Source organism: Peribacillus sp. BM1, assembly GCF_056679975.1.
This window is the reverse complement of sequence record NZ_CM155259.1, coordinates 2,034,435-2,054,041: the sequence shown is the minus strand read 5'-3', so window position 1 is coordinate 2,054,041 and position 19,607 is coordinate 2,034,435. Positions and strand designations below refer to the sequence as shown.

General features: G+C 38.3%; 19 protein-coding genes. 11 read left to right on the top strand and 8 right to left on the bottom strand.

Going from position 1 to position 19,607, the window contains the following annotated elements; all coding sequences use genetic code 11:
* Window positions 1-254 precede the first annotated feature (254 nt).
* Together AC1MGI_RS09940 and AC1MGI_RS09935 are read left to right on the top strand one after the other, a co-directional pair.
* Window positions 255-692: a disulfide oxidoreductase gene (locus AC1MGI_RS09940; protein WP_062182626.1), complete on the top strand. Its 438-nt coding sequence runs from the start codon at window positions 255-257 to the stop codon at window positions 690-692.
* Complete coding sequence (locus AC1MGI_RS09935; protein WP_480349553.1) at window positions 689-1,165, top strand: thioredoxin family protein; 477 nt, start codon at window positions 689-691, stop codon at window positions 1,163-1,165. The genes AC1MGI_RS09940 and AC1MGI_RS09935 overlap by 4 nt, the downstream gene beginning before the upstream one ends.
* 132 nt (window positions 1,166-1,297) lie before the next feature.
* Here the strand turns inward: AC1MGI_RS09935 and AC1MGI_RS09930 are convergent, their stop codons facing one another.
* Window positions 1,298-1,714, bottom strand: a complete 417-nt coding sequence (locus AC1MGI_RS09930; protein WP_480349552.1) for a DUF5365 family protein — start codon at window positions 1,712-1,714, stop codon at window positions 1,298-1,300.
* Between the two features lie 206 nt (window positions 1,715-1,920).
* Here AC1MGI_RS09930 and AC1MGI_RS09925 point away from each other — a divergent pair, with 206 nt between their 5' ends.
* Window positions 1,921-2,826: an RluA family pseudouridine synthase gene (locus AC1MGI_RS09925; RefSeq protein WP_480349551.1), complete on the top strand. Its 906-nt coding sequence runs from the start codon at window positions 1,921-1,923 to the stop codon at window positions 2,824-2,826.
* Window positions 2,827-2,871: 45 nt separating this feature from the next.
* On the opposite strand, the gene AC1MGI_RS09920 is transcribed toward AC1MGI_RS09925, so the two are convergent.
* On the bottom strand, window positions 2,872-3,126 hold the full coding sequence (locus AC1MGI_RS09920; RefSeq protein ID WP_480349550.1) for a GlsB/YeaQ/YmgE family stress response membrane protein: 255 nt from the start codon (window positions 3,124-3,126) through the stop codon (window positions 2,872-2,874).
* A gap of 518 nt (window positions 3,127-3,644) precedes the next feature.
* Entirely contained in the window at window positions 3,645-4,475 is an 831-nt protein-coding gene (locus tag AC1MGI_RS09915; protein WP_480349549.1) for an aldo/keto reductase, read from the bottom strand.
* A 337-nt stretch (window positions 4,476-4,812) separates the two neighbouring features.
* Between AC1MGI_RS09915 and AC1MGI_RS09910 the strand changes: the two genes are divergently transcribed.
* The 7 genes from AC1MGI_RS09910 (at window position 4,813) to AC1MGI_RS09880 (ending at window position 11,217) form a co-directional block, all read left to right on the top strand.
* Entirely contained in the window at window positions 4,813-5,433 is a 621-nt protein-coding gene (locus AC1MGI_RS09910) for a DUF47 domain-containing protein (RefSeq protein WP_062182641.1), read from the top strand.
* A 14-nt stretch (window positions 5,434-5,447) separates the two neighbouring features.
* Entirely contained in the window at window positions 5,448-6,446 is a 999-nt protein-coding gene (locus tag AC1MGI_RS09905) for an inorganic phosphate transporter (protein ID WP_062182644.1), read from the top strand.
* 176 nt (window positions 6,447-6,622) lie between these two features.
* Window positions 6,623-6,706 (top strand): helix-turn-helix domain-containing protein, encoded by an 84-nt coding sequence (locus AC1MGI_RS09900; RefSeq protein WP_480349758.1) that lies wholly within the window; start codon window positions 6,623-6,625, stop codon window positions 6,704-6,706.
* 71 nt (window positions 6,707-6,777) lie between these two features.
* Window positions 6,778-7,593, top strand: coding sequence for an EcsC family protein (locus AC1MGI_RS09895; RefSeq protein ID WP_480349548.1), 816 nt, complete (start codon window positions 6,778-6,780; stop codon window positions 7,591-7,593).
* 132 nt (window positions 7,594-7,725) lie between these two features.
* The gene (ald, locus tag AC1MGI_RS09890) at window positions 7,726-8,859 is read left to right on the top strand and encodes an alanine dehydrogenase (protein ID WP_480349547.1); all 1,134 of its coding nucleotides are present in this window, start codon (window positions 7,726-7,728) and stop codon (window positions 8,857-8,859) included.
* Between the two features lie 423 nt (window positions 8,860-9,282).
* Window positions 9,283-10,140, top strand: a complete 858-nt coding sequence (liaG, locus tag AC1MGI_RS09885) for a LiaG family protein (RefSeq protein ID WP_480349546.1) — start codon at window positions 9,283-9,285, stop codon at window positions 10,138-10,140.
* 285 nt (window positions 10,141-10,425) lie between these two features.
* Window positions 10,426-11,217, top strand: a complete 792-nt coding sequence (locus AC1MGI_RS09880; protein ID WP_480349545.1) for a DUF2935 domain-containing protein — start codon at window positions 10,426-10,428, stop codon at window positions 11,215-11,217.
* Window positions 11,218-11,386: 169 nt separating this feature from the next.
* Here the strand turns inward: AC1MGI_RS09880 and AC1MGI_RS09875 are convergent, their stop codons facing one another.
* From AC1MGI_RS09875 to proC, 3 genes are all read right to left on the bottom strand, one after another.
* Window positions 11,387-12,145: a YqjF family protein gene (locus AC1MGI_RS09875; RefSeq protein ID WP_480349544.1), complete on the bottom strand. Its 759-nt coding sequence runs from the start codon at window positions 12,143-12,145 to the stop codon at window positions 11,387-11,389.
* A gap of 178 nt (window positions 12,146-12,323) precedes the next feature.
* Window positions 12,324-13,697, bottom strand: a complete 1,374-nt coding sequence (locus AC1MGI_RS09870) for an FAD-binding oxidoreductase (RefSeq protein WP_480349757.1) — start codon at window positions 13,695-13,697, stop codon at window positions 12,324-12,326.
* Between the two features lie 153 nt (window positions 13,698-13,850).
* Complete coding sequence (gene proC / locus AC1MGI_RS09865) at window positions 13,851-14,660, bottom strand: pyrroline-5-carboxylate reductase (RefSeq protein WP_480349543.1); 810 nt, start codon at window positions 14,658-14,660, stop codon at window positions 13,851-13,853.
* Window positions 14,661-14,911: 251 nt separating this feature from the next.
* Here proC and AC1MGI_RS09860 point away from each other — a divergent pair, with 251 nt between their 5' ends.
* A complete protein-coding gene (locus AC1MGI_RS09860) occupies window positions 14,912-15,499 on the top strand; it encodes a DNA-3-methyladenine glycosylase (protein WP_480349542.1) in 588 nt (195 codons plus the stop codon).
* 49 nt (window positions 15,500-15,548) lie between these two features.
* On the opposite strand, the gene AC1MGI_RS09855 is transcribed toward AC1MGI_RS09860, so the two are convergent.
* Together AC1MGI_RS09855 and AC1MGI_RS09850 are read right to left on the bottom strand one after the other, a co-directional pair.
* Complete coding sequence (locus AC1MGI_RS09855; protein WP_480349541.1) at window positions 15,549-16,094, bottom strand: RDD family protein; 546 nt, start codon at window positions 16,092-16,094, stop codon at window positions 15,549-15,551.
* Between the two features lie 245 nt (window positions 16,095-16,339).
* Window positions 16,340-19,372 carry an efflux RND transporter permease subunit gene (locus tag AC1MGI_RS09850; RefSeq protein ID WP_480349540.1) on the bottom strand — a complete coding sequence of 1,011 codons (3,033 nt, stop codon included), beginning with the start codon at window positions 19,370-19,372 and terminating at the stop codon, window positions 16,340-16,342.
* Between the last annotated feature and the right edge of the window lie 235 nt (window positions 19,373-19,607).

Sequence of the window (19,607 nt, the reverse complement as noted above, 5' to 3'; positions counted from 1 at the left end):
ACTTATAGAACAATCGGCAATTCTATTCTAAATATCCAAATAAAGGAAAAATTCATTCGATGGAGATTTCTTCATCCTCCACCTACGTTTCTTCGATTCCTCTAAGTCTTGAGCTGGGAGTCTTGACTTTCCATTAATACGGGATAAATCCACTTTTTAACATTGTGCAAATAACTTTTAGTAAGTACATTTATTTTACATAAGGGCTTTGGACATACTATAATTTTTATGAAAAAACAATAGGTGGAGAGAAGATGAAAACGATAAAAGACAATCGTGATAACTATTTATTCTTTGCGTGGGCAGTATCTGTCATCGCAACGCTCGGCAGTTTGTACTTTTCCGAGATTAAGCAATATGAACCATGTGAACTATGTTGGTTCCAAAGAATTGTCATGTATCCATTTACAGTGATAGTAGGGATTGCGGTTGTTAGAAAAGATTATCGGATTAGTTTATATACCATGATTCTATCCGGGGTTGGAGCACTAATTTCAAGCTATCATTATTTAATTCAAAAAGTTGCTCTATTCGGTGATCATGCTGCTTCCTGTGGAAGGGTTCCTTGTACAGGGCAATACATTAACTGGTTTGGCTTTATTACCATTCCGTTCCTTGCTTTGACTGCATTCGTCCTAATCTTCATCTGTAGCATTATCATCTGGAAAAAATCCAAGGAGGAGTACGCATGAAAAAAATCATTATTTTTCTAGTCGTCATCATTGCGTTATTCGCAACACTAGGGATTGTAACAACTATGCAAAAAGACGAAAAACTAAAGACAGCGGATAATCCATATGGCACCGACAAGCTTGACCCGGCAACTATCGACCAATTGGATGATCCAAACTATCAAAACATCATCCTGCCAGCACAATTAGATAAAAAGTTGAAAGCGAAAGAAGATGTAGCCGTTTATTACTTCAGTCCACTTTGTGAGCACTGCAAAAGAACAACACCAGTTGTAGCTCCACTTGCTGAAGAAATGGGCATCGACCTTGTTCAATACAATCTTCTTGAATTCGAACAAGGCTGGAATGAATTTAATTTAGAAGTAACGCCGACAATTGTTTTCTATAAAAATGGTGTTGAACAAGCTCGCATCACAAGTGAAAATGACGAAGCAACATTTAAACAATGGTTCGAAGATAATGGTGTTAATTAAGAGCAAACAACCCTTTTAAGTACTTCTGCTTTTAACTAAACTGCAAAAGTAATGAAACAACTTTTTAAAGGATAAACAAGAGGCTGACGAGTTTGCGTCAGCCTCTTGTTTAGGTAAAATGAAGGATAATGACTAGTTTAAAAATTGATTGACCAGCTCTTCGTAGAACATTGAGGAGTTTTCATTATTTTCTTCGTTTTCATTATTTGATTGAAGAAAGTGATTGCTAAGAAAAGGGAAAAACATACCGCTTTCATTAAGTAATTGAATATTTTTGCTTAATAGTAATTCCATTTTCATATCAATCGAATTCTGTTCACTATTTTCATTTTTCTCAAGAATCGTGGTGATTACTTGCAAACTAGTCATAATCTGATACGCTCTTCTTAACGTCCCAGCGTATGCCTCAGACTGAAGCACACCAATTTTTTTGAAATGTGAGATTTCGTTTTCCGGAAAGTAATTTGGGAAAATAAAGTCAAAAAAATATGATACAAGATTCTCTATTCTTTGTTCTTGTTCATATGTAGAAGAATAAACAACCTTCACTAACAACCCACCCTTGTAAATCAATAAGTATGATAATGGTTTCAGTTTCTTTCAATAGAATACCATAAGATTTAGGCAGAAAGGGTGGAAAATATCGCCACTTACTTTTTTTATAGGTAGAAAGATTGGTAAAAATTCCATTATCCTATCAGAGCAATGTAGTATTTTGTCGAATTAAATATTTATATGTCGAAAGTGGTGGAAAAATGCTTACTAACAAGCGAATTCAAGATAATTTGGCAATAACCGTGCCAAAAAAGTGGAATGAATTAACAACAGAAAAACTTATGAAAGATTATTGGAAAGCCCCCAAAAAGCTGACACACGAATGGCGAATGAGTAAAAAGGTGACAATTAATGGAGAAACTGCCCAGTGGACAAAACCGTTACAAGAAGATGATGTGCTGGGAATTCCCGTATTCGAAATTCCCAGCACCGATTCCCCAGTGCCGAAGGATCTCCATATCAATATTTTATATGAAGATGACCACCTCCTAATTGCTAATAAACCAGCTTGTATGGATACCCATCCCGCAAAGCCTGAACAAAACAACACACTTCTTAATGGAGTTGCTTATCACTTAGCAGAAACGAATCAACAGTCGTTCATCAAACATATCCATCGCCTTGACAAAGATACAACAGGTGCTGTGCTATTCGCGAAAAACCCCTTCGTTGGTGCCATTCTAGATCGGATGTTAGAAGAACGTACCATAACTAGGACCTATGTAGCATTAGCAGAGGGGCAAATGACGAATGACCAAGGTCGCATTGATGCTAAAATAGGGAGGGACCGCCATCATGCTACGAGAAGACGAGTATCGCCGACTGGCCAAACAGCCATCACTCATTATAAAGTACTAAGATCTTTTCCCGAAAAAAATCTAACCATGGTAAGCTGTACATTAGACAGTGGACGCACTCATCAAATCCGTGTCCACTTTAGTCATATTCAGCACCCATTAGCAGGCGATACATTGTATGGGGGTAAGAAAATATTTCCCCGTCAAGCTCTACATGCCCGAAAAATAGCCTTCATTCATCCCATGACTGAAGAAAAACTGTGTATTACTGCACCATATTTAGATAAACCGCCCATTTTTCCCTTATAAAATAAACAGGATGCCGATTCGGCATCCTGTTTATAGGAATTTATGTTATGAAGCGCGTCGTGTGCCGCGTAATATCAGACTTAAGATAAAAACGAATACGATAGCGCCAATCAATGCTGGTATGATAGCAAAGTTAGAAACAACAGGTCCCCAATCTCCTAAAATCAATGACCCTAACCAAGCACCGACGAAACCCGCGATAATATTTCCGACAATCCCAAACGGCACGTCACGTCCAATAATCATTCCTGCTAACCAACCGATAATCCCACCAATAATTAATGACCAAAGAAAACTCATACTATTTAACTCCTCCTTCAATGTAATAGATTTGCAAATGCTAAGAGGTTGCGCACCCTCTTACTTCTAACCAACGGAAGCGATTTTTAGGTGCAGTTCAAAAATCGAGTGACATATTTCTATAATATTGAATAATATCCTGATTTCTATCTTATCCCTTGCGATGTCACCCGTCACCCCATTCGGAGTATTCTGTACTGACACCTTACTTGCCGTCTTATATACTTACTTTCCCCCTATTTAGATTCTAAAACCAAAAAAAGCCGAATAAAAAAATGTAATTATTTCAACGATTATTTTTGAACATTGTGGGGTATAGGGATCTTTGTTCTAGTACGAAGGAACACTTAGATCGGCATAAAGATGTATTCGAATACTTGAGGAAATTACGAAGATACCTATTCTCTGTGACGTTTCTTTTTATTTACGTCCGTTTTTCATTCATCACACCCTCACGCGACAAGCGATCATCAAAAAAACCTAAAACAGGCAATAATCTGCTTGTTTCAGGTTTTGGTTTAAAATTTGACTTCGTCAGGATTTGATCCATATCGTTCATTAAGATTTAATGCATCAATTTTGTTCATTTCGTCTAAACTTAATTCGAAGTCAAAACTTTTAGTATTTGATTCAATTCTTGATGGTGTAATTGATTTAGGTATCACTATCGTTCCATTCTGTAAATGCCATCTTATTAAGACTTGTGCAGCAGATTTATTATGTTTCTTAGCTAAGTGGTTGATTGTTGGTTCATCAATAAGATGTCCTTGCCCAAGCGGACCCCATGCTTCCACTTTAATATCATGCTGTTTACAAAACTCTCTTATTTCAAGCTGCGCAAGTCGTGGATGATGTTCAATCTGGTTCACAACAGGTTTAATGGTTGTATTCGCTAATAAGTTTTCCAAATGATGAACATGGAAGTTACTTACACCAATGGCACGAACTCGGCCTTCTTTATAAAGAGTTTCAAGCGCTTTCCAAGTTTCGATATATTTATCTTGCCCTGGCCAATGAATTAAGTATAAATCCAAATAATCAAGTCCTAGTCTTTCAAGGCTTGCTTCATATGCTTGAAGAGTTGACTCATACCCTTGATCCGTGTTCCAAACTTTTGATGTGATGAAAAGTTCCTCGCGAGGAATTTCGCTTTCTTTAATGGCCTGCCCCACGCCTTCTTCATTTTTATAAATCGCAGCAGTATCAATGGAACGGTAGCCTACTTCTAACGCTTTTTTTACTGATTCGATTGTTTGACTTCCATTTTCAACTTTGAAAACGCCAAAACCGAGCTGTGGAATTTCTACACCATTATGTAAGGTGATTGTTTCGTTCATACTTTTAATCATCGAATAACCTCCTTCTATACTTACACAAATTATACCATTAACTGGTTTCTTCTTCTAAAGAAATGATTTGGACATAAGGAACCATCTTGTCTATAATCATTTCCCAAAAAAATACATAACCTTATATTATAATTGAACTTTATTGATGTAGAAAGCATCTAATTTGATGTATTTTAAATTTTCTGTATTTGTTTTGTTAAGATTTTGTAAATTTTCGTCGAAATATCTTCCCTACAACTAAGAGAATTCGTTACAATAAGTTCGCTAATACTATACATAGGCTTCTGACTTTTAATTGTCAAAGCTATGCCAATTCTGCTTTAATGGGGGTTTTCAAATGGTTTTCAAATCAAAGAAAGACAAGTTCGCACAAGCTCTTATTAATATTTCTCAAAATTTAAAAGAGAGCGCAGACTATTTTGCTGATTTCAAATTAAAGAACGTAAGCGATCTTAAGGTTTTCTCAGAAATGATGAAAGAGTATGAGCACAAAGGCGATGATATGGTCCACGGCGTCATTACAGACCTTAACAATGCCTTCATTACGCCGATTGAGCGTGAAGATATCCTGCTATTAACAATGAGCATGGATGATGTTTTAGACGGCATAGAGCATTGTGCCGCTTTATTTGAAATGTATTCAATTATCCATGTGGATGAATACATGTTGAAATTTGTCGAAGCGATTAAAGAATGCACGTATGAAATCGAGAAATCTGTTGATCTTTTAGCAACAAAAAAATTACTAGACATTCGTGAACATGCGATTAAAATTAAAGATTTAGAATCAGTTTGTGATGGAATTCAACGTCAATCCATCAAAAACCTATTTTCAGTTGAAAAAGATCCAATCCGTATTATTCAATATAAAGAAATTTATGAAAGCCTTGAAGAAATTGCTGACCATTGTCAGACTGTCGCCAATACACTTGAAACTATTATCATGAAAAACGCGTAAGGAGTCTTCCACAAATGGATAGTTTATTTCTATTAACGATATTAATCGTCATCTTTGCACTTGCATTTGATTTTATTAATGGTTTCCATGATACTGCCAATGCCATTGCAACTTCTGTATCAACGAAAGCATTAAAACCACGCCACGCGATTATCTTAGCTGCAACGATGAATTTCGTCGGTGCAATGACATTCACAGGTGTGGCCAAAACGATAACGAAGGGCATTGTCGATCCGTTTACATTACCGAACGGCTCCATTGTGATTCTCGCTGCCCTTATTGCTGCCATCACTTGGAATTTAATTACCTGGTATTATGGGATTCCAAGTAGTTCTTCCCATGCACTAATTGGTTCGATTGCAGGCGCTGCGATTGCTGCTGCTGGATTCTCTGAAATTAAATGGGGCGGATTTTTAAAAATACTTGAAGCCCTAATCATTTCACCAATTCTCGCATTTGCTGTAGGTTTTATTGTTTATTCCATTATTAAAATGATCTTTAAAAATAATAATTTAACAAAAACAAACAAGCAGTTCCGTACCATTCAAATTGCTACGGCTGCCCTTCAATCGTATTCACACGGAACAAATGATGCTCAAAAAGCGATGGGGATTATCACTCTTGCCCTTATGACGAACGGCTTCGCAACTACCGATGATATTCCGTTCTGGGTACAATTCTCTTGTGCGCTAGCAATGGGTATTGGTACATCAGTTGGCGGTTGGAAAATTATTAAAACCGTTGGTGGAAAAATTATGAAAATCCGTCCTGTAAACGGAGTTGCGGCAGATTTAACAGGTGCTGCCATCATCTTCGGGGCAACACTTATACACTTACCAGTCAGTACAACCCATGTTATCTCTTCATCTATCCTTGGTGTAGGTTCAGCTCACCGGATTAAAGGTGTCAAATGGGGTACTGCCAAGAGTATGATTATTACTTGGTTTATTACATTACCTATTTCAGCAACGCTTGCAGGTTTAATTTACTTCGTACTGAATTTATTTATGTAATACTCTTTATCCTCCTTTCCGACCTACTGAAGCGGAAGGGTTTTTTTTATTGTCCGCTTTTTTCACTTGTTCTCTTTCCCCCTTCAAAGGAACTTATTCTTTCTAATAAGTCAACAAATCGATTAAAATAAAGTGAAAGAGACTGTAGTCAAAATGATGCCGCCAGACAGCTTCATATCCATGTTAACAAGCTTAATTATCGCTTGAAGCGAATTGTAGAAGTTAGTCATGTTTGCTTGAAGGATCCATGCACAAAATGACTATCTTTCTAGATTTAAAAATCAGGCATGATCAAGATTTTTTAAGAAAAAATAAAAGGATGGGATCCCCCTTGAACAATGAATCAAAGGAATATTTGGAATCGGAGCTACAAATCATAAATACATGGGAAAAGGAGCAAAAAGGGTTATGGTTTTGGGAGAAAATTGGCCGTTTACCCTTTAAATTACTTGATAAAGCCACCCCTGCATTTATTCAAGACAAGATCGCTCTCTTACTCGATGAATTAGGAAGCTTCGTTCAAAGTGGTGGGCAATATTTAACGAAAGAACAGTCAGTATTTAAGCGAATTGAAGGATATGTCCCAGGAGAATCCATTACCTCTGTGGATGATTGTGCCAATGTTTCGCTCCTTGTCATGAACTCGGTAAGTGAAGATATTAAAAAGACCAATAGCAAGCTTGCTACTGTACAAGGGGCATCCACTGGAATTGGGGGGATTTTCACGTTGTCTATTGACATCCCTTTATTATTGAGCTTGTCTCTGAAAACCTTACAAGATATCTCCCTAGCATATGGCTTTGATCCGAAAGACAAAGAAGAACGAGTTTTTATTGTTAAATGCTTGCAATTTGCGACAGCAGATATTGTTGGCAAAGAAGCAATATTAAATGATTTAGCCTCGTTTCACCGCAACGAACAGACTGATCGAAAGGAAATGGTCAGTCAGCTTCAAGGTTGGCGTGAAGTTGTCTATACATATCGTGATCAATTTGGTTGGAAAAAACTCCTGCAAATGATTCCGATTGCCGGTATGGTCTTTGGGGCCTTTACCAATCGGAGCATGATTGCTGACGTAGCTGAAGTTGGCAGTATGCTCTATCGGAAGCGTCGAATTTTGATGCGATTAGAAGCAAAAACTGATTAATTGAACTAACGTTTGTAGAATTCCACAAATATTCGTCTTGTAATTTTCTGATTTCACATATCATATTTTTTCTGATACAGTTATACTTTGTGTACAAAGAGTAATTCTTTTTTGAAATGGAGTGATTTGATTATGCGAATTGGAATTCCTAAGGAAATAAAAAACAATGAAAATCGTGTCGCCATTACTCCCGCTGGTGTTGTTGCTTTACGTAACGCTGGTCATGAAGTAAATGTTGAAAAAAACGCTGGTCAAGGAAGCAACTTTTCAGATGAATCATATTTGGCTGCTGGTGCCATTATTGCTGAAACAGCCGCAGACGTTTGGACCACTTCTGAAATGATCCTTAAAGTAAAAGAACCCATCGCGTCAGAATATCAATATTTCCGTAAAGATTTAATTCTTTTCACATACCTACACTTAGCAGCAGATCCTGATTTAACAAAAGCACTTAAAGATCGTGGTGTCCTAGCCATAGCCTATGAAACGGTTTCTGTAAATCGCACTCTACCATTATTGACGCCAATGAGTGAGGTAGCTGGTAGAATGGCTGCACAAATAGGCGCTCAATTCCTGGAAAAACCTCATGGTGGCAAAGGAATCTTATTAAGTGGTGTTCCTGGTGTAAAACGTGGAAAAGTAACGATTATCGGCGGCGGTGTTGTCGGTACGAATGCAGCGAAAATAGCCATCGGTTTAGGCGCAGATGTTACGATTATTGATCTTAGCCCTGACCGTCTTCGCCAATTAGACGATATCTTCGGAAACCAAATTTCCACATTAATATCTAACCCATATAATGTAGCACAAGCTGTATCTGAATCTGATTTAGTCATTGGTGCCGTATTGATTCCTGGAGCAAAGGCTCCTAAGCTTGTTACAGAAGAAATGGTCAAATCGATGTCGCCTGGTTCAGTTGTCATTGACGTTGCTGTTGACCAAGGCGGGATTTTTGAAACAGTTACCAAGATTACCACTCACGATCAACCGACATATGTAAAGCATGGAGTCGTCCATTATGCCGTCGCGAACATGCCTGGAGCTGTCCCAAATACGTCAACTCTAGCCTTAACAAATGTGACAATACCCTATGCGCTACAAATTGCCAATAAAGGTGCCGTGACAGCCATTCTTGAAAACGAAGCACTGGCAAAAGGAGTAAACGTCGCAAACGGCGAAATTACCTTTGAGGCCGTTGCTAAAGACCTTGGCTATAAATACGTACACGTTGAAACGGCGTTAAAAAATGAAAATATTAATGGATGAGGCTATTAAGAAAACATCTTAATCCTCTAAGCCGTTTTCTTTTTAGAACCTCACATATAAAAGAACAAAGATAAAAGCAGTGGATTTCGTGAACGAAATCCACTGCTTTTAATACTTTTACAGACAAAGCTTGATTGTAAATGGGATTTGAAATTGCCCGGTATCATATTTCAAAGAAGCGCTATTTTATTATTTGACCATTTAGTTCTACATATAACGACTGTATTTGTACGAATCTCGTTCACCTTTTGTTACGTTTATCCCAGCTCAACTAACCATCAGTGAAAAAAACACTGATGAAAGTTTCACCTTATTACTACGTCTCAAGTCCTAGCAATAAATAATTCCCCAGCTCATTGTTTCAACAACTGTATTTCCTTAAACTTAAATTATCGAAAACAAATCACTAATGGAGGTTTTTTTGTGAAAAATTATCTAATGATTTTTCTTGTTATTATTGGAATTGGCTTATTATTTACAATATCCAATACGATTCCTTCGCTTTTTTCTCATGGGAAATCGAATCATACTAAAGTGTCAAAAGGAATAGATACACTTGATTTTCATATTTCAAGTGTCGAAGCAAAGATCATTCCCGAAAAAAGGTCAGATATAAAGGCAGAGTTAAGTGGCAAGGGTTCTGTCAACGTAAGGCAAAAAGGGAATAAAGTAATGATTGAATACAAGCGTAAATGGTTTGAGCAAATTGGCTTCTTCAATGCTCCTAAACTTACGGTCTATATTCCTGAAGATTATCATGAAAACATGGACATTTCCGTTTCGTCTGGCAGCTTGAAGTTTGCTGGTGACTCAAAGAATCATCCAATGGAACTTAAAGACCTTTCCATAAATATTGGGTCAGGTCACGCAGATTTCGCCAATCTTAACGTAGATACCTTCACTTCTGTTGTTTCATCAGGAAATTTTGAAATGAACGCTATTACAACAGATTCCGGAAACTTTAACGTGAGTTCTGGCAGAATGGTTGTCAAACATTATAGTGGCCAACTACAAGCTGAGGTTTCTTCTGGCCTTGTAAATATCCAGCTTGATAAATTAACCGCTCCAGCTGATGTTACAGTAAGTTCAGGTTCCGTCAAATTAGATGTACCAGACGACGCGAGCTTTACGCTTAATGGCAAAGTAAGCAGTGGAGTTATTAATAATAGCTTTCAATTAAAAAACGCAACGACATCAGATAAGAATATAGAAGGAACGTATGGCACTGGTAAATATCCAATAGACCTTCAAGTATCGAGCGGCAACATCACTGTGCATTAAGTGTACCTGTTCATTTTTCCATAATAGAGGATGTTCAAAAAGTCCGGGAAAAATAGCTGTCGAATTTCTTCGTCTCTCTGTCTCTCCGGTCCTCACGTATTACTTCATACGTTCCGGTCCTCGAGACGATCGTTCCTTGAACTTCTCGGCTCTTTTTATCCTCCTTTTTGAACACGCTCTAATAAAAGACATCTAGCAAAACTTAGGAACCCCTCCGCTAAAATGTATGACTTCTAGCAGTATCACATATAGATTAAATAGCTTGTGATAAGAGGAGGGGCTTTAATGGCAAATGAATTTGTAAGCAGATCATTAGATGAAATCCGTTTCTGGTCAAGGATTATGAAAGAGCACTCCTTATTTTTAAGTTTGGGTTTCAGTTCAGATGATACTAAATTAATTGATGAAGCCAAGCAATTTATCACTGTTTTTGAAAGAATTGAGGAGCAAGTAAATCGGTTTTCCCCCAGTTCAGATCCGCAGCAGGTTCAAGCATTTAACAATCAAGTGTATCAATCCGTGGCGTCTATTTGGGCTTATAAACGAAAGGTATTGGGTCTAACTTTACGATGTGAGGTGCTCTCAAATAACTACCCATTGTTGATTGATCACACGAGTCGAGAAGCTGCTTATTTCGCGAATCGATTGAAAGAGCTCAATGAAGGAAAACTTGTGCCTTTGCCTGAGGCGATTATTCAAGAAAATGTTTTCTTCCTTAAAATTATGGCAGATCACGCCAAGTTTATCGGCCATCTTTTAGATCCTAGCGAAAGAAAATTAGTTGACCAAGCACGAGAATTTAGTCATGATTTTGATCAACTTCTGTACCAAGCAATCGATTTGGAGCATATGAGACCAGAATCCGAGACACCTGCCCTTCTAGACCAATTTTTAGATCAAAACAGGGTTTCCGTCGTTTCACTAAGGGACTTCAAGAAAACAGCGCGAGATTTAATCGAAGCATGCCGGATAAAGAGTAATATTCACCCTCTTCTAGCTGATCATGTATTTAGGGAAGCAGAAAGGTTTATTGAAATTATCGATATGTTTGAAGGTCATCTTCAAAATAGTCATTGATAAATAATTTCACATGAAAAGTACTAGGAAATATAAATAAAAGGAAGCTTCCCTACTCGTTATTTGAATGGAAGCTTTCTTTTATTTATATTTCCCCTTGTTAGCCAGACATCGGTTAATGTTCGCTTGGCTGCTAATCCTAACTCCTCTCTTTTTTTACGCTCTTAATCTACTTCATTCTCTCTCCTACCTTCTTTGGCGGATAGACGAAAACCCTTCTTCGGTTTGAGTAATGTAGTAAACTAGGGATTTTCGCAATATTGTCTACTGGCAAAAAGGATGCCATCGTGTTGATTAAAGTAGTTACTTTAGCTTTCGATACCTTCCATTTATCATGATGGATGTCTCCTCTTAATAGTTTTTTTCCCTGAAACGAATACATACAATACCGTTCCAACAGCCAGTGATCTAAAGACCCTGGCAGTGATTCAAACAATACATCTCCTGGTTTATAGGTAAGATCAATTTTTTCAGAGGTGCTTTTATCTAAGTGCCTTTCGCTCTTAAATTGAAAACCATTTTTCAGCTGCTGAAATTTCATATGGGCATGTTTATAGGGAAGCCCTACTGAGAACTTTGCCCCAATCACAAAGAGTGGATGGTTTGCATCCAGGCTGAAAAAATAGATTCCTGGGATGCCCTTATAGGTCACATAAGTTCGGACGTTTAACTCCAGATAGGAATTCAACATTGGAAGAGAAGGAATTCTCCTCGCTTTCATATTAGTGACCCTAAATGGAATGATAGTGACCCATCCCCTATTTTCATAAACATCCAGTTCAAGTTCAAATGGTACGTAATTCCTTAAAACATTCGGGTCCATTGGATAATGCATAAATAATAAGTCCTCCCACACCTGACTCAACAACCAAGGTGAGGAAGGCAAAGGAAAAGGTCGATGATCAAGCTGCTTAAATTCACCGTGCATGATTCTTCCTCTCTCCTATCATGAATAAGTTTTAACACTTTTATTTACCTTATCCTATATCACCGATATTTATGAACATGACGAGTAACAACGGGCAAATTGAGGATCACAAATTGTTTAGACCAGGAAATGTTTTCACTCACTTTCAGATCTCTCGATAATTGGAAATTAAATTGATTTATTCCGTTTCTTCCAAAAATATTTTTCCTGGATTTAGTATTCCTTTCGGGTCTAATACTTGCTTAATCGATAACATGACATCATACGCATTTCCATGTTCACGGCGTTGGTAAATTCTTTTGCCAATCCCGACCCCATGTTCACCTGTACATGTCCCCCCACGACTAAGTGCATAGTCAACAATTTCTGCATTTAACCGCATCGCCTCGGCTACTTCAAACGGATCAGTTAAATCCAACATAAAGAGCACATGATAGTTGCCATCCCCAACATGACCTGCAATGGCTCCTTCTACTTTCGAGAGGTCTATTTTTTCTCGAGTGTTCAGAATCGCATCCGCTAATTCGTGAAGTGGAACACTCACGTCAGTAGACATCAGCTTTTTCCCAGGTGAGCTATGAATTAAAGCATATGCAAGCTTATGGCGCGCTTCCCATAGTTCATTCCTAGCGATTAAATCGATTTCAAACGTAATATTCTCACAGCCAAAATCACGAACAATGTCCTTTGCAAACTCGACATCTTGCGCTAAGCCTGCTGCGTTACCATGAAATTCAAGGAATAAAGTTGGTTTTTCTTCATATGACTTGTTCATATAGGTATTTATTTGTGTGATTGAGCGCGCATCCATCAGTTCGATTCTTGCGATTGGAATCCCAGCAGACATAATGCCATTCACAGCTGAAATCGCTTGCTTAACAGAAGGAAACAAAGCTCTTCCTGCGACGATTTCTTCTGGAATGCCATATACTTTAAGAGTCAGTTCGGTGAATACACCTAGTGTCCCTTCCGAACCGACAAACAAACCGTTCAAATGTAATCCTGACGAAGATTTTGTCGCTAAGCTTCCGGTATGGATGATTTCCCCATTAGCTAAAACCACTTCAAGGTCACGAACTTGATCGCGCATGATCCCGTATCTAACCGCTGTGGTTCCACTAGCATTGGTCGCAGCCATCCCACCAAGGGTAGCATCTGCACCTGGATCAACTGAAAAGAACAGTCCATACTTCTTCAGCGCCTTGTTAAGCTGTGTTCGTGTAACACCAGGCTGAACTTTGACTAAAAAATCTTTTTCTCGTACTTCAATCACCTTGTTCATCAGCGACATATCCAGAGAGATGCCGCCATTATAAGGAATCGCATTCCCTTCCAAACTTGTACCGAGTCCAAAAGGAACAACAGGGATTTCTTGTTCGTTGGCAAATTTTAAGAGAGCACTCACTTCTTCTTTACTTTCTGGAAAAGCAACGACATCCGGCAAATGTGGAGTATGATAGGACTCATCCCGGCTGTGCTGCTCTAATATCGTTTGATTAATGGTTACCCGGTCCTCTGCTAATAGACTTTTTAACTCTTTTACATAATTCAGCATATTGGCCACCTCTTCTTTAATCGTTGTCCCACCTAATCTTAATTCATATTGACAGAAGATTAAATATATTAATGCTTCTATTATGGAAATTAACTTCATATAGCTCGCTAAACAAAAAAAAGCCAATCGTAGCTGGCTTTTCTTCCATTCTTATTCATCATCTAATCCTTTACTTTTTCGAGTGCATGCTTCCATGGCATTCAGGATCGAGGCTCTGAAATTGCTTTCTTCCAATGCAGCAACTGCTCGAATGGTTGATCCTCCTGGTGTGCACACATCATCCTTCAAGCTACCCGGATGCTTCTCTGTTTCAAGAACCATTTTCGCGGCTCCGAGCACAGCTTGGGCAGCCATTTTGTACGCTTGCTTTCTTGGAATGCCATCTCTGACTCCGCCATCAGCTAATGCTTCAATAAACATATACACATAGGCAGGTGAAGAACCACTAATAGCAGGCACAGCATCCATCAGTTCTTCTTTCAGAACTTCTGTTTTTCCAAACGCATTCAAGATATCTTCTACATTAGCCAAATCTTCTTCAGTTATTAACTCATTAATGGCAAAGGCTGTCATTCCTTCTCTAACTAAAGATGGTGTATTTGGCATCGTCCGTACCACTTTAACCGACTTGCCGAAAGCAGACTCCACTGTTTGAATAGAGATGCCTGCAGCGAGCAAAATAATTACAGAATCTTCTTTCACATCATGCTTAACTTCTTCGATCACTTTCGTATAACTTGATGGCTCAACCGCTAAGAATAAGAAATCTGCAAATCGGGCAATATCTTTATTATTAAGTGATCCTTGAACTCGGAGCTTTTCAGTTACCTGGAATAACGTTGTTTGTGAACTTGTACTTACCTTTATTGAATCAGCTGGTACAACGCCCGCCCTGATCATCCCTTCAACCATGGCCTGCCCCATTTTTCCGCAGCCAATAAATCCAATTTGTTTATTCATATAAGACACATCCTATTTGTTTATTCTATCCCGGTTTAACAGTACAGTGGAAAAAAACTCACTGATGGAAGTTTCACTTTATTATAAGATGATTTAAATGAACTATGCTATTATTTATCAATTAAGATATTTTCTCAGATAGATCCCAATAACAAAAAAATATATGGACCTATAAAGTGAAACTTCAATCATTGGGGGTTTTGACTTTCCGTTCATGCGGGATAATATTGCTAAACAGTGGAGGAAAACAGATGACTAAATTTCATGCATTAGCCTGTGATTTTTATCAGAAACCAACATTGGATCTTGCGCAATCTTTACTTGGCTGTTTATTGGTAAAAGAAACACCCGAAGGCATCTGTTCAGGGTATATCGTGGAAACCGAAGCTTATATGGGACCTTGCGATCGTGCCGCACATAGTTTTGGCAATCGACGGACGAAACGGACAGAAATTATGTTTGGCCAATCTGGATTGGTCTATACATATCAAATGCATACTCATACATTGGTCAATGTCGTTAGTGGTGGAGTCGATAAACCCGAAGCCATCCTCATTCGAGCTGTGGAACCAGTCGAAGGAATTGAACTGATGCAGCAAAGGCGCGGCTTACAAACTGTGAAGAAGTTGACGAATGGACCTGGGAAGTTAACAAAGGCACTCGGGATTACAATGCAGGACTATGGCTTGATCTATACAAAACCGCCGATTTATATCACCCCTGGCATTATTTCCGAACATATCTCCAGCGGTCCTAGAATCGGTATTGAGAATAGCGGTGAAGCAAAGGATTATCCATGGCGTTTCTGGATTACAGGGAATTCGTATATCTCCAAGTAGTTTTCTAGGTTCAAAAAGGATCAGACATCAAATGTCTGATCCTTTTTCATTACGGCAGGTTTTTCGTTACAAATGTTCCTGCAATCAAGTCGTGAAGCGCGCGCTTATCTTCTCTTAGTCCAATCATGAAGGCACTAATTATATAGAGAACACCTGATAGTAAAAGGCCGATCATCACCCAAACGAACCCTTTCAATAGTAGTCCGCCAAGTACCTCATCATTCATCAAATTCTCACTCATGAATACATCAAATCCTGAAACACCGACCGTTACAAGAAAGCCGATAACACCTATAAATGAAGGCAATCCATATACAATCCCTGCTATGACATAGCGCTTAATCATAGTCCAGAACGAAACCTGAGTCCCATCAAGCTTTACAATTCGAACCTTGAGCGCTTTTTTCCCGACTGTATATCCATACCAAAAGATAGGAAGCAATAGAGCATATAAAAATGATATAATATTGCTCACCCATTCAGATGTTCCATTCGAAAGAATAGTTCCTAATACCAATCCAAGTACGATAAAAATAAGTGCATCAATCACCTGTGCGCCAAACCGCACCCAAAACCCTGCTGGGTTTTCAACCATAGTTGTGTCCTCCTTTACTTATGCCACTAACAACATACATATTCAATTATACATAAAATTAGAAGATCCATTACTTCTTTTCTAAAAAGGTTATGATTTCCTATTATTTATTATTTTCCCATTTATGATTATGAGCTTATAAAAAAACAAAACACCTGACCACCAAAGGGTGATCAGATGTTTCCTATTTTTTCAACTTAATAAAAGGGTCAAACACTATTTGGACACCCTCTTTACCCCTTTAATTATAATGAAATTTCCTGTTCAACGCTTTCTACAGCCCGTTGTTTCTTTGATTTTCTAAAGTATAACAGCTCATAAATACACGGGATGACGATTAGTGTCAGTAAGGTTGCCATGGCTAAGCCTCCAATGACCACAATGGCTAAACTTTGTGAAACTAAGCTGCCAGTTTCCGATTCTTTCAATAATAGTGGAAGCATTGCACAGATTGTGGCAATTGCTGTCATGAAAATCGGTCTCATTCTAGTAGCTGTTGCTTCTACCAGCGCCTCCCGAATAATCATCGTTTGTTCGTTTTGTTTAACCCGATCTAAAAGAACAATTGCATTTGTCACGACAATTCCTATAAGCATTAATGCTCCTAGAAGTGCAGTTATATCTACAGATATTCCGCTTATGACAATTCCTAAAATAGCGCCGATTGCTGCAAGCGGAAGAGAGCAAAGAATGGCAATCGGTGCTTTAATCGACTTAAAGGTGATGACCATAATTAAAAATACAATGCCGATGGAAACAAGCATGATGAGAAATAAATCCGTAAAGTCATCTGCCTGCTGAGCACTAGCTCCTCCGATAAGAACGTCTACATCCTCTGGAAGATTCATCCCTTCATGATCCTTTTGGTCCCCGAATATCTCAAGATTTACCTTGCTTGATATTTCGGACAGCTTTGCAGAATCGACAGAAGCCGTTACGCGAAGGTAGGTTTCTCCGTCTTTATGAAACTGGTTAGTTGAACGCTCTTCACTTTGTAATGAAGCGATAGACGATACTGGTACGAGACCAGTACCTGTAGAAATCGGAATATTTTTCAATTCTTCAGGCGTTTTCGTATCAAGAATAGGCTCTAGAAAGACTGGTGTTTGTTTGTCATTCAAATTGATCGTTCCAATTGGTGTTTGATTTAACATGATACCAACTTGTTTGGCGATTTGTTCTGTATTCCCTTTTGCAGGATCTACCGTTAAGGAATAAACAGTTTTCTTTTCATCTTGATTAGTTTTCACTTCTTTGACGCCATCAATTTCTTCTACTTTTTCTTTAATAGCGTTGGCTGTTTTTTCAAGATCAGTTACATTTTCCCCGACTACATCGATTGTGACATTCGTACTGCCTCCCCCCATCATAAATGAGGAAGCGAATACCTCTAACTGTGCATCAGGATATTGATTTTTCTTATTTTCCACTTCAGCTAGTATCTTTTCTGTGTCTTCTTTATCATGTAACAAAATACTTAAGGTCGCTTCAGTAGGTGATCCAACATAGCCGAACTGAGCAGCCTCAGCCGGAGACCCTACTTGTGAGAATACATAGTTGACCTCATCCATTCCACTTACCCATGATTCTAGTTCAATCGTCTTTTTCTTTACTTCTTCAATCGGTGTATCATTCGGATAACTTAATGTGGCAACGACATAATCAGCAGATGAATTATCAACTGCCCCCTTAGGGATGACAAAATATGTCCCGATCGAACCGACAAAAAGAAGGAATGCAATCAAGAATACAATCCATTTGTGATTTAATGACCAAGTAACCATTTTTGGAAAACGTACTGCTGGTTTATGTTCAGGAAGCTTTGTATTCTCCAGTAAACTTGCACTCATTAATGGTACAACGGTCAATGCGACGATGAGGGAAGCTAGCAAGGAGTATGTGACCGTTAAAGCAAATGGTAAAAGAAATTCTTGAAGTCCTCCGTTCAACAGACTCATCGGTAAGAAAACAGCCACTGTCGTTAATGTTGAGGAGGTAATGGCAACTCCTACTTGCTTCGTTGCATCAATGACCATTTGGACAGAAAATTTCTCTGTTTGCATTTTTCGGAAAATATTTTCGATGACAACAATACTGTCATCAACAAGACGACCAACAGCAACAGCGACTCCGCCAAGCGTTAAAATATTCAATGTAATTCCAGACCACGACAGCAAGAACAGTGTAAAACAAAGTGATAGTGGAATCGAAACAATGGTAATAAAAGTAGACCGGATATTTCGCAAAAACACCATAATGACAATGGTTGCGAATAGTGCACCAAGCAGGACTTCTTTCATCATGGTTTGTACGGAAGTCTGTACCATGTCAGCAGATGATATGTAAACCACAGATTCCTGCTGATCATACATTTCATTTATTTCCTTCGTTACTTTTTCTACCTCTTTACTTATTGTCACTGCATTTGATTGGCTGTCCTTCGTAATGCTAATATCTAGACTATCTTTCCCATTAAAACGACTAATGAAATTGGCATTCTTTGTTTCGTCAATCGTTGCTATATCTCCAAGCGTTACATTTGGAGCTACCACTAATCCTTTCAGCTTCTCTAAACTAGTTACGTCACCGATCACCTTAATGTTGCTTGTTTTTCCATCAATGATTTTTTCCCCGATGGATAAGGCTGTGTTTTGACCTTGAAGAACTCCCATAACTGCTTGGAGTGAAATTTGTTTTTCAGTTAATTTATCATTATTAATTTTGACGGATACGTTGGAATCTGTAATCCCATACATATCAACACTCGAGACACCTTTGATATCTTGATATAGCGGTTGGAGTTTTTCCCGTGCTAATGCCATATTATCTGCCGTCATTCCATCTTCAAAAGTTACGGCTATATTAGCGATAGGAATCATAGATGTATTAAGTTGTGAAACGGTAGGCTTTGATATATTAGGAGGTAATGTTACACGATTTAACGCATCTTGAACTTCTTGTTTAGCTTGCTTCATATCCGAGCCAGCTTCGAAAAAGATGTCAACTTTTGAGAAACCATCTCCCGTTGTAGAGTAAACCGATGTTTTTCCATTCACACCTGTTACTGCTCTTTCTACAGGAATGGTTACCTCCGTTTCCATTGTTTTCGAATCGGTACCTTGACCCATTGCGATAATCGTTACCTGTGGATTATCAGCAGCAGGCAGAAACTCCATTGGCAATCTCAAATAACTAACAATACCAATGATTAAAATTAATATAGTCATTAATGAAACTGCAGCTTTATTACCAAACGACCACTTCGTTATAAACGACACTTCCACGTCACCTCTCAATAGATAAATTTGACACCGATACAAATATTACCATAGACCCACTAAAAACGTACAGAATATTTTGTTAATTTTAAAAGTTAACAATTTTACATTTCATTCATAATTCCTCCTCGTAACTAACATGTAGGTTGCATGTTCATTTTAGAAAAAAATTACATTAAAAGCATGGAGCCCTAGGATTATCTTTTTCTAAGCCTCAAGACGTAGGATCACCGGT